The 15,046-nt window shown below is 48.6% G+C and carries 9 protein-coding genes; 1 reads left to right on the top strand and 8 read right to left on the bottom strand.

The features are described from left to right. Nucleotides 1-92 precede the first annotated feature (92 nt). Nucleotides 93-770: a T9SS type A sorting domain-containing protein gene (locus H6629_22785; GenBank protein MCB9070612.1), complete on the bottom strand. Its 678-nt coding sequence runs from the start codon at nt 768-770 to the stop codon at nt 93-95. Next, entirely contained in the window at nt 688-2,823 is a 2,136-nt protein-coding gene (locus H6629_22780; GenBank protein ID MCB9070611.1) for a choice-of-anchor B family protein, read from the bottom strand. Before H6629_22780 ends, H6629_22785 begins: the two co-directional genes overlap by 83 nt. Nucleotides 2,824-3,053: 230 nt before the next feature. On the opposite strand from H6629_22780, the gene H6629_22775 reads away from it, so the two are divergent. Beyond that, nucleotides 3,054-3,836 (top strand): class I SAM-dependent methyltransferase, encoded by a 783-nt coding sequence (locus H6629_22775; GenBank protein MCB9070610.1) that lies wholly within the window; start codon nt 3,054-3,056, stop codon nt 3,834-3,836. A gap of 36 nt (nt 3,837-3,872) precedes the next feature. Here H6629_22775 and H6629_22770 read toward each other — a convergent pair whose 3' ends face one another. The 6 genes from H6629_22770 to rimO all read right to left on the bottom strand — a co-directional run bounded on the left by H6629_22770 (nt 3,873) and on the right by rimO (nt 14,999). Continuing rightward, nucleotides 3,873-8,102 (bottom strand): S8 family serine peptidase, encoded by a 4,230-nt coding sequence (locus H6629_22770; protein ID MCB9070609.1) that lies wholly within the window; start codon nt 8,100-8,102, stop codon nt 3,873-3,875. A 168-nt stretch (nt 8,103-8,270) separates the two neighbouring features. Then, nucleotides 8,271-8,927: a response regulator transcription factor gene (locus H6629_22765; protein ID MCB9070608.1), complete on the bottom strand. Its 657-nt coding sequence runs from the start codon at nt 8,925-8,927 to the stop codon at nt 8,271-8,273. A gap of 197 nt (nt 8,928-9,124) precedes the next feature. Continuing rightward, on the bottom strand, nt 9,125-10,054 hold the full coding sequence (locus H6629_22760; GenBank protein ID MCB9070607.1) for a DUF3108 domain-containing protein: 930 nt from the start codon (nt 10,052-10,054) through the stop codon (nt 9,125-9,127). Nucleotides 10,055-10,176: 122 nt separating this feature from the next. Further along, complete coding sequence (locus H6629_22755; protein ID MCB9070606.1) at nt 10,177-11,694, bottom strand: chromosomal replication initiator protein DnaA; 1,518 nt, start codon at nt 11,692-11,694, stop codon at nt 10,177-10,179. A 690-nt stretch (nt 11,695-12,384) separates the two neighbouring features. Beyond that, a complete protein-coding gene (locus H6629_22750) occupies nt 12,385-13,668 on the bottom strand; it encodes a GWxTD domain-containing protein (protein ID MCB9070605.1) in 1,284 nt (427 codons plus the stop codon). After that, complete coding sequence (gene rimO / locus H6629_22745; protein ID MCB9070604.1) at nt 13,665-14,999, bottom strand: 30S ribosomal protein S12 methylthiotransferase RimO; 1,335 nt, start codon at nt 14,997-14,999, stop codon at nt 13,665-13,667. Before rimO ends, H6629_22750 begins: the two co-directional genes overlap by 4 nt. Between the last annotated feature and the right edge of the window lie 47 nt (nt 15,000-15,046).

Here is a 15,046-nt window from a genome sequence, read left to right as displayed (position 1 = left end):
ATTTCCCAATCGCAAATTGGTATTCGGCAGGAACAGAAAAGGCGCATCGCTGCGCCTTTTCAAAAACATCAGTCACTAAAATCGGAGCTTGATTATTTCATCAAAATCATTTTTCGGGTTTTCGTGAGGTTCCCGGTTGATACGCGGTAGAAATACAATCCGCTGGCCAAATGTGCTGCATCGAACGAAAAATGGTGTTCACCCGCAGACATTTTCCCGTTGAACAACTCCGCAACAGGTTGACCCAGCGCATTAAAAACGGTCACATTCAGTTCGCTGTTTTCCGGCAAAGCCACCGAAAATGAAGTGGTCGGATTAAACGGGTTCGGGTAATTTTGTGACAGCTCAAAAGACGCGGGCACGGCAACTTGAGCGTCATCAATTCCGGTGACCGGCGCACCCAGCAATTGCAGATATGCGCCCATTAGCTCAACGTTATTACCGGCGCTCATCACGATGTTGCCGGTTTCATCCAGCGATACAAAATTGCGCCCTTTCCACTGCTCCGCACGTTCGGGAAAATGCGCATATTTTTTGACAAACGGGCGGTGCTCACCACCGGCTACCGGACGGATTTTTTCACCCGATCCGCCACCGGTGTTCGGAATTACCGGTGTAACAAATCCTCCGGTCTCCACCAATCCGCCAAACGACGGCACAACGCCGATTGTCAATCCGTTGCCGAAATTATCGTTGTAAACACCCAAAACATCGGTGTTGTCGCTGTTTTTCCAGATTGGCGCAGCGCTGGCGGGAACGAGTTCGTCCATCCAGTTGTTCGGACCGTTGTAACCAAATGAAAATTCGCTGATGGCGTTTTGTCCGGTGACGCCAAAAACATCGCCGGTGCCATCTTCGCCATCGTTCAAACCAAACCATGTACGGATATTGTAGCCGCCCTGTTCGGGATCGTAATTGAAACAATCGCCGCCTTCGAGATACAATTTGCCACCGTTGATAAGATACGTTTCCAGCGCTAGCGGCTTCCGGATCGCTGCTGCTGAGCACGTGATTATCGCTGAAAACACCGAGCACCGCAAAAATAGCTTTGTAACCGCTCAAATCCGTGCCGAACTCAAAAAGATTGTTGGTCAGGTAAACGCTGCCGCCATGTGCAGCGATGGCAGCAAACAGGCTATCGCCGCTGGCTGCGCTGGCTGCGCCAACATCCGAACCAACCCAAACGATAAATTCCGGTGCATTGCCCACGTAACAAACAACAACACTATTGCTTAACTTGCTGGAATTTTCCGGCAACTCGTTATCGACCGCACGAACGGCGTATTCGTATGCGAAACCCGGAGCAGGCGTATCCACAAAACTTTCGCTGCCGGGCGCAACGCTGCCGACAACTTCGCCATCGCGAAGAATTTCGATGCGATCGAGGTCGTCCAGCGGCGTGCCGTCTGCCTGCGTGGCGGGATCGTTCCAACTCAAAAGCGCGTCAACGCCGTTGTTTTCACAAACCAGATTCGCCGGTGCAGCCGGAAACGGCGAACCACCGGCATACCAATTTACCTTTACAGGATTGCTGGTGCTGTCGTTGGCAATTATTTTGGTGTAAATTTCAAATTCATATAATTCCCCATCGCTCAATCCGGTTGCTTCGTATGCGCTGCTGCCACCGGGAACGGAAACGGTGCCGCCGCCAATTTGGGCAACTTCGATAGTAAATTCTGCAGCGGTCAGCGTATCGCCGTTGAACAGGCTTGTGGGATCTTCCCAGGTCAACTGAATCGAATTCGGTGTGTTGAAATCGCTGTAGGCTGCAACACTTTTCGGCGCGTTGGGATCGAGCGGATCACCTTCGCGAGCGCCCTCAAAAAAGACGATATATAGCCCGTCATCGATATCCGAAACCAGCACTTTGCCGGACGGGAAAAAGGGATAAGCACCCCAATCGTCGGATGTATCGTAAAATCCGGCTTCGCTCAAATTATACGGATCGGAAACATCATAAATTCGTAACCCGTCGCTGTAATGGGAAACGTAGGCATAATTGCCTTTGATGTGGGTATTGTGCGCTAACCCGCCGGGTGCCAGAATTTGGTCGGTGAGTGTAATATTCCCGAGGTCGGAAATGTCCCACATTTTCATGGTTTTGCCGTTGGTTTCCTCAGTCGTCATCAAAAACTGGCTGTCTTCTGTCAGCCATGCATTGTGCACATAACCGGCGGCTGGAATATTTAAGCGTTGTAATAACGTCGGTTGTGACGGATTCGTCATATCAAAAATGCCGATTGAGCCACTGCCGCCTTCGGAGATAAACGCAACATTATCGCGCGCAAAAATATCGTGGCATTCGATGCCAAAACTTGACAATCGCACCGGATTTTCCGGATCTGCAAGGCTGTAAGCCCACACCGGTTCGCTAAAGCTACCCTCCACATAAAGTAACGCATTCGGCACATCGATGTAAATATTATGCGAACTGCCAAATTCCGTTACCGATCCGATCAGCGGCGCACTGTTCGGCAGATCGGACAAATCGATAATCTGCATCCCGCCGCTGGCTTCGGTAACCACATACGCATAATGTTGATATGTTTTAATATCCTTCCACAGCGAAGTTGCGCTGGGAATAAAATTGATTTCGACAATATTATCCGTATCGGTGATATCCAGAATGCTGGTGCCGTTTTGCACACCCAACAGCGCATATTCGCGACCGTCCGGCGCAACGTAGCCCCAGCAATCGTTGTATCCCACAGACGGATAATCGTTGATATGCGCCAACAATGGCACATTTGGCGAACCCTGCGCCATCAGCACGCCACCCCATAACATTGTTGCCACCAGCAACATCAAACCACTTTTTTTCATTGATGATTCCCTGTTTTTTTAATGAAAAGGTAAAATTACAAAGCTTGCCAATTTAATAAACCACAGTCGCTTATCGAAGCGTTTTTTCGGTGAATATTTGATCCAAGTTTTCGTGTGGCGTGTAATTGCCGGACCGCGCTATCGCTGCAAATCGCTTGACATTTTGCCGGGGATGATTTATTATCACTCCCGGTTTACAGAAATCTGGAACTCAATTTACGGCAAAAAAAATGAATACAATTTTCCGGCGAATCGCCAAATTTTTCGTTTCATTATTATTGATGCTCTGGTCGTTTACCATCGGATTGTTCACGCCGAAAGGGCAATACATTCACTCACTGATTTGCCGGTATTTCGGATTCGTTTTCGACAAACCGAAGCTGCCGCTCATCGAGCAATCCGCATTTTTATCCGGCACAACAGTGCAGTTGACTGAATTGCAGGTGCAGCCGGGAAATATGAGTGTGGATGAAATGAGCACCATCGCAGCGATAGTCAAAAAATTTCAGCCCAAACGCATTTTCGAAATCGGCACAATGAACGGCAGAACCACGCTGAATATGGCGCTGAACGCACCGGACGATTGCGAAATTTTCACACTGGATTTGCCGGCAGACGCTGCGGAAAATACCAAATTCAACATCAGCAAACGGTATTTGCGGTTGGTGGATAAAGCGCAATCGGGTGAGTTATTTGCGAACAAATCTGCGGTGGATTTTCCGTGTATCCAACGAATTAAGCAGCTTTACGGCGATTCCGGCACATTTGATTTTTCGCGATTCGAGAACAGCATTGATGTAGTGTTCATCGACGGATCGCATGATTTTGATTATGTGCTGAACGATTCCGAAATAGCCCTGAAGCTGCTGCGCAACGGCAAAGGCATCATTTTGTGGCACGATTATCGTCCGGAAATTGATGTGGTGCCGGCGCTCGAAGTGTTTCGCAAACGGCATCCGGAAATTGAGATTTCCCACATTCGCGATACCACTTTTGCATTTGCATCCCTTTGATGGCACCTGCGCCACATCACCGGACATCCCACGGCGTTATTTCACCAGCAACATTTTTTTCACCGATGAAAATGCTCCGGCGGAAACGCGGTAAAAATAAATTCCGCTGGAAACGCCACTACCCCGCTCGTCTGTTCCGTTCCATTGGACGCTGTGAAATCCAGCATCAAATTTCCGGTTGACAAGCGTGTTCACCTTCTGCCCAAGCGCATTGTAAATGGTTATTTCTACATCACTTGCACCCGGTAACGCAAATCGAATTTCGGTTGCCGGGTTGAACGGATTCGGATAATTTTGCTCAACAGCAAATGCGGTTGGCAAAGTTGCAGCCACTTTTCGAAGCGCCAGTTGCGTCACTGCGCGACTGCTGATTTGCAGCGGCTGACCGTTCTGCAGCGAGTGCGTTACAACGACCGTTGTGCCGAGCAATTCCTCCAAAATAAATGAATCGCCGTTGGCGAGCGGCAGATTTTCCGGCGTGACGATCACCGGATTTCCGTTATTTTGCAGCCGGATGGACGCTTCTGCAGTGGTCACCGCGAACACATCACCGGCAAATCGGGCATCAAATCCGACCGGCGCGAGCGGCGGCAAACTGAAGCTGCGGCGATCGATGCGTTCGTCAATTGTCGCGTTAAAATAAAGCGTTTGCGAAACGTTACCGCTTTGAACCAGCAATTTCGCCGCTTTCGACAGCGCATCACGACTCACCGTTTTTGGCGGTATCATCGATTTTTCCAATTTCACCGACGATGCCTGCAGAAAAATTTCGCCGGAATCCGCAGCGTTGATCCAGTATCCCCTGCCCTGCCGGATGATGTCGCTCGCACCGTATACGCCGTTGAAACCGTAGAGCGTTCCCGGAACGATTATTGCTAACGGATCATCGATTTCATTCAATGCAATATTGTAAGATATGCCGCCAATTAAATTCCAGCCTTTTTGCAACTGCAGCGTTGCAGTATCGATCAGCGAACCGAAAATCGCCGCCGTATCGCGGTTCGCGAAATTGAGCCAATAACCGGCGCCCACCGCCAGCGAATCGCCGGTGACATAAACGCCATCGTAACCGTACAGGCTGCCCGGCGTTGCGCTCGGGAATAATTGTTGATAGTTTGGATCAGGCACCGCCAGCGGCAAACTGACCAAATTCCAGCCATCTGCGGATTGCGCGGTGTGCGCACTGCTGCCATCTGCGATGTATTCGACGTAATACTGTCCGATACTGAGGTTATCGGTAAATGCCGATTTGATGCGCATATCCAGATCCAGCAATTGCCCGCCGGTCACATCTTTTATTCGGAAGCTGCCGGATTTCGGCAGTTCGCCGGGTTGCCACGAAACGGTCATCAATCCGCTACTGCCAGCGGAAAATCGCATTCGCCAGATAATTGTGTCACCCGGCTCATTGGTTTTCCGGAAATCGCGGCGCAAATCGTCCGTCTGTGTCCGAAAACGGGCGTCGAACGCGCCGCCGGGTGGCTGTGGCGGTGCGTACAAATCGTATGCAGCATCAAATAAATCACTCGCATCTGACGCAGTGCCAAACTTTAGCGTATCAAACGAAACGCCATTGGTAAAATTGAGATTCATGGCTGCGTCAAAAATCTGGATTTCGGAAACCACCAGCTCGACCGGAATGGTCACTTCCGGCACATCCGGATCGTTTCCGGTGATGCGGATGTGTGCCGGATATGTGCCGGCAGTCAAACCGTTTGCATCAATTTCGATAGCGATATTTTCCGTTTCGCCGGATTGAACAATCCCGGTAAACGGGTTGATTTGCAGCCAGGAATAGACATCCACATTGCTGTCGCTGACGCGCACATCGTCCACCCGCCAGCCGGGAAAATCGTTTGAAAAATCGTCCGTCGAATCGAAATGATAGCGAAACTGAACGGTTTCTCCGGCGAAATCAGAGAGATCGACCGCACTTTCCAGCCAGCCACCGCTGTTCCCGCTGACGCCGTTGCGAATGGTTTGCCAGGTTAATCCACCGTCGATTGACACATCGACCATACAAAAGTCCCAACCTTCTTCCGTGTTGTAAGCTTCATAAAATGAAAGCGTTACGGGCGCAACCGCACTGGTCAGATCGATTACGGGTGAAACCAGCGCCGTTTTAATGCGATTGCCGGTGTTGTAATTCCCCGCAATTTCGTCGGCACACCACCAACTGGTAACCGGACTATTGGCGGCGGATTCGCTGCGATGCCAGAGATCGTCAGTGGCACCGTCGAGAACTTCTGTTGTCCAATTGTGGACGACGTTTTCCATATCATCCTCGAAAAAGATGACCCGGGGATTGCCAATTTTTTGGGCGCGGCGCGCGCGATTTACGGTCACAGGATTGTTGCCGTTGAGTTCAGCGAACGTTCGGCGGGGCTGCGGTTTTTGATATCTTGAACCGGCTGAAGTGGGTAACGGCATTTCGAAGGCTGTCCAACGGAGCGCTTCCCCGCCGGGAATGTTTTGATTGGCGATCGCCAGATTCCGGCTGACCGTTTCGCCCGGTTTCGCGAAAATGGTGATGCTGCTGCCGTCAACTGCCATCACCGGATATGCCAAACCGCTACCGTTCAAAGGGGTTGTCATCACGGTATCGGGATTGCTGATGGTCAGCAGCGCGTTGATCTCGCCGGGTTCGGATGGCGTAAAAACGATCATCACCGTATCGCGGTTATGTGCAGTGACGGTGAAATTATCTGTCAACGGATAAAAATTCGAAATCGCCGTATCCGGCAAAATATTGAAAGTTGCGTTCGCATCGGTGTTATTGCGAACGATCAGCGAAAGCGTATCAGAAAACCCGATTTCGACGGAGCCAAAGCTCAATTCACCCGGAACGATCGAAAATCCAGATAGCGTAAACAGCTGCACCAGTTGCAAACTGTTGTTCACATTTAATCGTCCACCTGTGGCGGTAATGCCCGCCAGCGCCGGAATTGGATCCACGCCATTCAACAAAAACTCCCGGAACTGGAGCGCAATTTCTGCCGGTTCGTCGTGATACGCCTGAATAATTTCCGCTCTCGCTGCCGAATACATCAGCGCAATGGCACCGGCAACCGTGGGTGTTGCCATACTGGTTCCGGTCAAACTGCCATAACTGTTGAACGGCAAAGTGCTCAAAATGCCGGTTCCCGGCGCACCCAAATCGATATTGATTTGCCCGAATGCCGCGCCGTTATTTTTCGAATCTGAATGGGTTGTGTTGGTTACGGCAATCATGAAAGGGCTTGGGCAGGTGGTTGGGACATCGCCCTGATCGTCCACATTGATGCCCAGATTGGCCGTCGCGCCGCAGTTCAAAATCCCCGCTGAGCCGAGCGAATCGTAAATGGCGCACCAGAGGGGGAAGTCCGCGGGATCGCCAAAATCTACCCCAAAGGAAGCGTTTGTGACCACGATAAACGCTCCATCCGTACCGCCGGATTCGTTGTATCGCTTACGCATTTCCAACACATAGCCGTAAGCTTCGATCACCACCGATTCCTGACCGGATGATCCGGCAACCGGCAGCACGCTCGCACCCCAGTTTACGCCGCTCACGCCAACAGCGTTGTTTCCGATTGCCGCGGCAATTCCGGCAACGTGCGTTCCATGATCGTCATTGGGAATATTGCCGGAGCTTTGGTAGGCGTTCCATCCGTCAACATCATCAACGTAACCGTTATCGTCATCGTCGATATTGTTGCCTGGGATTTCGGCAGTATTTTTCCAGAAATTGAGATCCGGGTGATCGAGATCGAAGCCGCCGTCGATGACGGCAATCACGATTTCCTCGCCTGTGGCGGTTTGCCCACCGGTGGAAATATCCCATGCTTCCGGGGCGTCAATATCAGCATCCACTACGCCGCCGGTTTGCCCGGTGTTATTCAACGCCCATTGGCTTGCGTATTGCATATCATTCGGGATCGTGCTCCGCCGGGTAACAAAATGGTTGAATTGGACATTTTGGACATCCGGCTGCTGTTTTACCGATTTTAAAGCGGCGATGCCGGAAATTTGCTGCTCGTCAAAGGCTACCAGCCAGATGTTCAACCGTGCCGAAAGCAATTTTTGGGGGTGCATTTTTGCGATTTTCAATGACGAGATCATCTGCTGGATATCTGCACCGGAGCGCAGTTGCACCAGTAATTCGCCGGGTTGATATGCCGCTTCTTTGGCAGCGATACTTCCGGAAAAAACAAATGTGACCAGAAAAAACAGAATTGCAGCGGATGGACAAGCGGTGAATTTTCGTGCTTTAGCGAGATTTTTCATTCAAAATCCTATATCCGTTTGCGGAATTATATGAACAATTATCACAATTGTGGTACATCAGAAAACGATAGGAAATCCAGCATTACAGCAAAAAAATAACTGATGCCGGATCACATATTACGGGGGATCGAAAAATCCGGTGTGCGTTAAGTCAAGAAAATGGAATCGTCAAATCAGGCCGCTTTTGAGCGCTTTGGCAACGGCTTCGGATTGGCTGTGTACGTGCAGTTTTCGGTAAATATTGCGGATGTGATAGCGAACTGTGTTCGCACTAACGAATAAGGAATCAGCAATGGATTGGTAACTTTCGCCGGCGGAAAGCCCGCTGAGCACTTCCAGTTCGCGTGAGGTGAGAGCCACATTTTCGGTTTCGGCATCGGTTTCGCGGGAGATGGTTTTGAGCGGCAATTCGTGAAAAATTTTAACCACTTTGCGGGCGATGTGCGCGTTCATCGGCGATCCGCCGGCATGTGCTTCGCGAATCGCGGAAAGCAGTTGATCGCTTTCGGTGTTTTTTACGAGATACCCGGTGGCGCCAGCGCACAGTGCTTCCAGAATACTGTCCCGTTCTTCCAACACCGTCAGCATGATAATATCCTGATTTGGAACGATTTTTTTAACCTGCCGAACCCCTTCAATCCCGGATATTCCCGGCAGATGAATGTCCATCAGCAACACATCGGGGACGATCTTTTTCAGCGATGCCAGCATGCTTTCGCAATCGCCATACGCACCGATGCAGCGAATATCTTCCGTGCTTTCGATCAACATGACCAGACCTTCGCGGATGTAATCTTTGTCTTCGACAATCGCGACATTAATCATGTAAAACTCCATTTGATGGATTTCAAATCCGGTTTTGAATTGAATGGAACACGGGGGGAAAAATCGATCAGAAGAAAGCAGTTAGCCTACCCCTCATACGTGAAGCAGGCAAAAATACAACATTATTTCGTCCACACCAACTTTTTCGCTAAAAAAATTTAGCTACTTCCGGTCAAATTCTTTCTTTTGAATGTTTTTTAGCGAATCTGCGAGGGCAACGGCAGCGGAACACCCTCAATTTTTTTCAATTCTGTGGTGATCGAACCGACCGCAACTTTGGATTTCATCTGAACCGGAATTTTGTATTGATCGTCTGTCAGCCAAATCCACATCTCGCCATCCTGTTTAAAAATGGACTCACCGAGCAGCACCGGCTTTACCAGAATACAGTTGAAACTACCTGCATCCACCGAAATGCGCTCGCGTTTTTGGACAAATACCTGCAAATCGTAGATTTTTTTATTATCGTGATTGATCATATACAACGGCATTCCCGGCTCCAGCCGTTGGGTGCGCACAAAATAAAACGAACCGAGCACATCCAGCACATATGCGGGCATGTCCAGATCGAAACTGCTTTGGTTTTTGATGCGCAGCGGCTCATCGCCATGATAACGAATCCGCTGAATTTCAGCCTTGCCCATCCGCTGGTTGTAATCCACCAACAGATCAAATTTGTAACCACCTTCGCGCAGCCGCTTTTCGAATCGCCACGAAAACAGCCCGCGAGTATCCAAAAATGTTTCCACAGAGTCACGCACTTTGTAAAAATTATCAAAAAACGATGCGGATCGGGCAGTGGAAACGATCCGGTATGCCTCGTGCGATTCGTTGATGGGCAGTTGTTCCGCAACTGCCATTGTTGCTTCGCCAGCCTTGATGATACCGTAACGAATGTTGAACGTGAGTTTTTCACCAACTGAAAACGCCCGGTTTTTCACCACGCGATCCAGTTTGTGCACAACCATCGTGTCGGCGGCAAGGCTGTCGGCAATCGTTGGCATCGGACCGTCGATTTTCACAGAATCACTATTCTGCCCAAACAGTTGACCGACAACCAGCGTCAACAGCATCAGTTTTCGGAAGAATGAATTATTAAACAGTAAAATCATATTATTATTTCGCAATGCTATCCCTCTTTTGTGCGAATTCCGCAATATTTTTCGCAAATATAAACGCCGGATAAGCCAAAAAATATCCCTAATTCAATTTGATTTTGTGTTGGAGTGAAATGTTTCGGCGAGAAAATTTACAGCAAAGCGCGGATTTTTTCAATATTTGAGCGAAGACGCGGGTTTTCGGTGATGTCCGATTTGGTTTTGTTATAGGCATACAACACCGAGGCATGGTGCAGGCTGGAAAAATAATAGCCGATGGTGCTCAGCGATTCGTCCGTCAGTTCGCGGCATAGATAAATCGCCACTTGCCGGGCTTTGGACACCCGCTGTTTGCGGGAAACACCCTGCAACATTTCCAGCGGCACATCAAAAAAACCGGATACGGCTTTGACGATATCCGGAATGCGAATTGCCCGTTTCAATGTTCCCGGTTGCAACATCTCGTTTTCAGATTGCGGGCAAAGTTGCGAAACGATGTAGCGGATATCTTCTGTACCCAGCGCTTTTTTCATCAGCGAAATTTGGGCGACAATCCGCACAACTACCGAGCGCATGTGGTGAATATTTGTTCCCAGATTTTTGGCGAGATATTGAACCGAAGCTTCCTCGAGATCAATTCCGTTTTCCGAAAGATAATGCCGGACAATTTGCTCACGGGTGGTCACATCCGTATGATGCAAATCGGCAATCAGTCCGCCCTGCGCCAACGCGACCAAAGATGGATTGAACTGTGGCAGCAAACTTGGGGGCACATTCGATCCGATAACCACCTGACTGCCGCGATGCAACAGATCCTGCAAAATGAGCATCAGCGCTTCCTGCGATTTGGTTTTTCCCGCCAGAAAGTGGAAGTTATCGAGCAACAACACATCAACGCTGCGCATTGCCGAAATAAATTTGTTGATCGATTGCGACTGAACCGCGGTGATGTATGCGTGAACGAATGATTCCGCTGTCAGATAAATTACTCGCCGGTTGTCGTAATTCTCCGACAAATTATTCCCCAGTGCATGAATCAAATGCGTTTTGCCGGTGCCTACCTGCCCATGAAAATAAAGCGGGTTAAACACCTGCTCACCGAGGTTCCGGGAAACGTGCTCAGCCGTTTTCAGTGCAAAACGGTTATTGCCATTGGCAAAAAAATTTGCAAATCGATATTGTGCATCCAGCCGGTGAGCGCCGGGCGTTTTGCGAACCGCTTCCGGTTTTGGCGCAGATGTTTCATCCGCAGAAATTGTGACGGGTGTTTCTTCCGGCTCGGATTTCTTTTTGGCACCGGGAGTTACCTGATATTCGAGCCGGGCATTATCCCCGAAAACGGATCGCACCGCGTTGAGCAACACCGCACGGTAATGGGAATCCAGCCACTCGCCGAAAAACTGCGACTCAATCCGGAGATATAAAATGTTATCAACATATTGCACCGGATGGATCGGCTTGAACCAGGTGTTCATCGTCTGTTCGGATTTACCTTTGGGTAGCGCCCTGGCAATCAGCTCCAGGCATTCGGCCCAAAGCCCTTCCATTGTGGCCGGTTGGTTTTGGCTGGGTGCAGGATTTCCTGCTAAACGAACATCCGGTGTTCTTTCGTGCATATCCTTGCTTTTTTCCAGCATATTCAACCGTACAGCGGCTAATTCCTTAGACAAACCAATACCCTTCCCATCGTATGGGATAACCCGTATCATAATTATTATGTGAAGGCGGCGATAGAGGATCAACAGAGACCAAATGCCAGCCTCGAAGCGTGACATTATAAAAAAAGACCACCTAAAAAAACAAATCGGATGGAACAAAAATTTTTAAATTTTTGAGTGTTTCACGTTAAACGGATTTATACCTTTTTAGTAAATAACCACTTAGGGCACGAAAAAAAATATTCACTTTGGTAATCATTTCTTAAGTTGACTTCGGCTCATATATTTCATATTTTTAAGGTTTTTTAAATTTTTGCAAAAACACCTAACGTTCCCACTGTTGCTAAATACACGCCTAAACAACTGTTAATACTTTAATTACCGCATCTTATTTCCCTAACATCTCTTTAGTCAAACGTTATGCGCACCGACCCGGAATCCCGTGTAGTTGATTCTTGCAACGCGAATGTAGTATAATCGTTGCGGAACCGTAATTTATTTACGGCGAAATTTCTATCGGTAAATTGCAGCTAATATAGCCGAAAACCTGATCTTAAGTCCAAAATGTTTCACGGAGAAAGGGAGTAAAATCACAGCTCTCGCAGTGTTTCAATCACCATTTTCCGTACACAAAAAAACCCGTTACGAATCGGGTAACGGGTTGCAAAACGACAAACAAAAGATGTTGTAAAAAGTTGTAAATCAGTCGTACTCGACGTAATAATAGGACGGATGCAAATCATAATCGCCAAAGCCGGTGCGGTCGATAAACAGGAAAACTTTCTGGATAGAATAATACCGCCAAATCTGATACGGATAGGTTTCCGCTTCAAATGGATGCCGTTCGATGTCGTCTGGTTCACCAAATTTGATGAAGATCCGGCCGCGATCATTCAGCCAGCCCGTATTGTTGGTGCTGGAAAAATTCGCATTGGCAAAGTTCACCCTGCGAAAATATTCTTCCATCAATTCATTCCGGGCACTCGATGGGTCCGGATCGCGCTGGTTCCAGAACCGGTCGAAATAGGCTTTCTTTTCGTCGTAATTTTTCTTCAAAAAATATTTGATCGAATCATCTTCGGAAATGTATTTCATCTGCCGGAGCGCCAGGTCCAGGTCCTGAACAGTTGTTGGCGAAAACCGCCAGAAAAATGAAAACGAGGCGTTTTTTACGACCCACTGATCACCGTTGTGAACCGTCAATTCCAGCAAATACTGGTTGCGATCCAGATAGTAGCGGCTCAATTTCAGGAAATGCTCGACGTATGCTTCCTTACTGTCCAGATCGTATAAATGCTCCATTACAACAATATTATTTTCGTCTTTGACGGTGTAGCGAATTTCGGTCGGTTCATCGGGATATTTGTTGTACGTGCTGAAATTGACGTAAATAAATTCGCTCTCCGATGAAAAAGAGTTGGACATCGCCGGTTGATAATCGATGATTTTTCCGGCGTCATCGGTAGAATAATCGTTAAAAAATATCACATCGCTGAGCGTCACGCGCAGGTTCATATCCGTTGGATCGGTAACTTCAAATTTGGCGTTCCGGCTAAACTGGCTGCTGCTATTGCGGTCTACCGCGGTAACGCGCACCTCGTATCGTCCGGCGTTCACAGGAATATCGGTGATGAATGTATTGCTGATTTCACCGGAAATGGTTTCGTCGTAATTTTCCACAAATACAGATTTGTTGATGGTTTTGCTAAAAGCAAACTCTTCTTCTTTTTCATTTACGAACATATCGAGCTGGATTTCTGCCACATATCCGGAATCGTTTTTGATGAACGTGAGGTTTTCGTTGCGGATTTGCGTATAAATACGCGCCAGCCGGTCGCCGGTATCGCTATCGAACGTGGAGATCACCCGGATCTGAAAATACGGCAATCCTGCCCCAATAGCCAAACCGCCGCTGAATTGTGCTGCAAGCGGCGATGCCCAAATTGCCAGCAGCAGCAATATCACTGACATGATCCTGGTTTTCATATGTTTTCCTCAATTACGCCATAAAGTTCGTATTCCGATGCGTCCGTAATATGGACGTTCACAAATTGCCCGACGTGTATCGCTCGATCCAATGGCGAAATAATAACTTCGTTATCAATTTCCGGTGAATCGCCGGCGGTTCTGCCGATTGCAGACATATTTTGCAAATCAACCTCATCGATCAACACCCGCTGCGTCTGTCCGGTTTTTTTGTGATTGTTTTCCAGTGAAATCGTTTGTTGCAACGCCATAAGCTCGGCGTAGCGTTCTTCTTTTAGTTCAGCCGGCAGATCGTCCAATTCAAATGCGCTGGTGTTTTCTTCGTGCGAATAGGTGAAAACGCCGGCTCTGTCAAATCGCATTTCTTCCATGAAATTTTTTAACGCTGCGAAATCGGATTCTGTTTCACCGGGATGACCCACAATAAATGTGGTTCGCAGCGAAACACCGGGAATTTTTTCGCGAGCTTGCTCAAAAATCTGGCGAATCCGATACGATTTTCCGCCGCGTTTCATCACTTTCAGCATGTTGTCCGTAATGTGCTGAACCGGCATATCCAGATACGGCACAATTTTGCGGCTGTTCGCCATCCAGTCGATCAGCTCATCCTGCACCGTTGTGGGATAGAGGTAGTGCAACCGAATCCACTCGATGCCGTCCACATCTTCCAGCGCCCGCAGTAACTCGCTGATTTTTTGAGATTTATACAAATCCAATCCGTAAAATGTTGTGTCCTGCGAAATGATAATCAGCTCTTTTACGCCCTGTTTGGCGAGCATTTCTGCCTCTGCAACCAATTGGGGAATCGGGCGGCTGCGGTGGCGTCCGCGCATTAACGGAATGGCGCAAAATGCGCACGTGTGGTTGCACCCTTCGGAAATTTTGAGATATGCAAAATGCTTCGGCGTGGTGAGCAACCGCTGTTCGTATAAAAATTCCGGTGATCGCTCTTTGGGAAAATCGAGAAAATTGAGCACGTTATCAAAATCTTCCGCGCCAAAAAAGCCGTCCACCGCGGGCATTTCGCTTCGCAACTCCGCGCCGTATCGCTGGGAAAGACAGCCACAAACAACAATTTTTTTGTCAGGATTATTCTTTTTGAGCTGTTCGGCTTGCAGAATGGCATCGATGGATTCCTGTTTGGCCATCTCGATAAAACCGCAGGTGTTGATGATAATGACATCCGCATTATCGGCGTCATCGACAATTTCGGCGTTATGCGCCTTCAGTTGGCCGAGCAGAATTTCCGAATCGTATGTGTTTTTGGAGCAGCCCAGAGTGGTCAAATGTATTTTCCGGGATGCCGCCGTTATACTTCCATTTTTATTCATTACTTCAATTTACCTTTTTTCAAATACGTTTTCAATTACCCAAAGAG

The organism is Calditrichia bacterium (genome assembly GCA_020634975.1).
GTDB lineage: Bacteria > Calditrichota > Calditrichia > RBG-13-44-9 > J075 > JACKAQ01.
The sequence above is the reverse complement of the archived record's forward strand: the minus strand, read 5'-3'. Positions and strand labels throughout refer to the sequence as shown.

Bases quoted from the DNA above. Each gene is read 5' to 3' on its own strand.
- H6629_22750 (MCB9070605.1), bottom strand. From the start codon at position 13,668: ATGAAAACCAGGATCATGTCAGTGATATTGCTGCTGCTGGCAATTTGG.
- H6629_22770 (MCB9070609.1), bottom strand. From the start codon at position 8,102: ATGAAAAATCTCGCTAAAGCACGAAAATTCACCGCTTGTCCATCCGCT.
- H6629_22765 (MCB9070608.1), bottom strand. From the start codon at position 8,927: ATGATTAATGTCGCGATTGTCGAAGACAAAGATTACATCCGCGAAGGT.
- rimO (MCB9070604.1), bottom strand. From the start codon at position 14,999: ATGAATAAAAATGGAAGTATAACGGCGGCATCCCGGAAAATACATTTG.
- H6629_22775 (MCB9070610.1), top strand. From the start codon at position 3,054: ATGAATACAATTTTCCGGCGAATCGCCAAATTTTTCGTTTCATTATTA.
- H6629_22780 (MCB9070611.1), bottom strand. From the start codon at position 2,823: ATGAAAAAAAGTGGTTTGATGTTGCTGGTGGCAACAATGTTATGGGGT.
- H6629_22785 (MCB9070612.1), bottom strand. From the start codon at position 770: ATGGACGAACTCGTTCCCGCCAGCGCTGCGCCAATCTGGAAAAACAGC.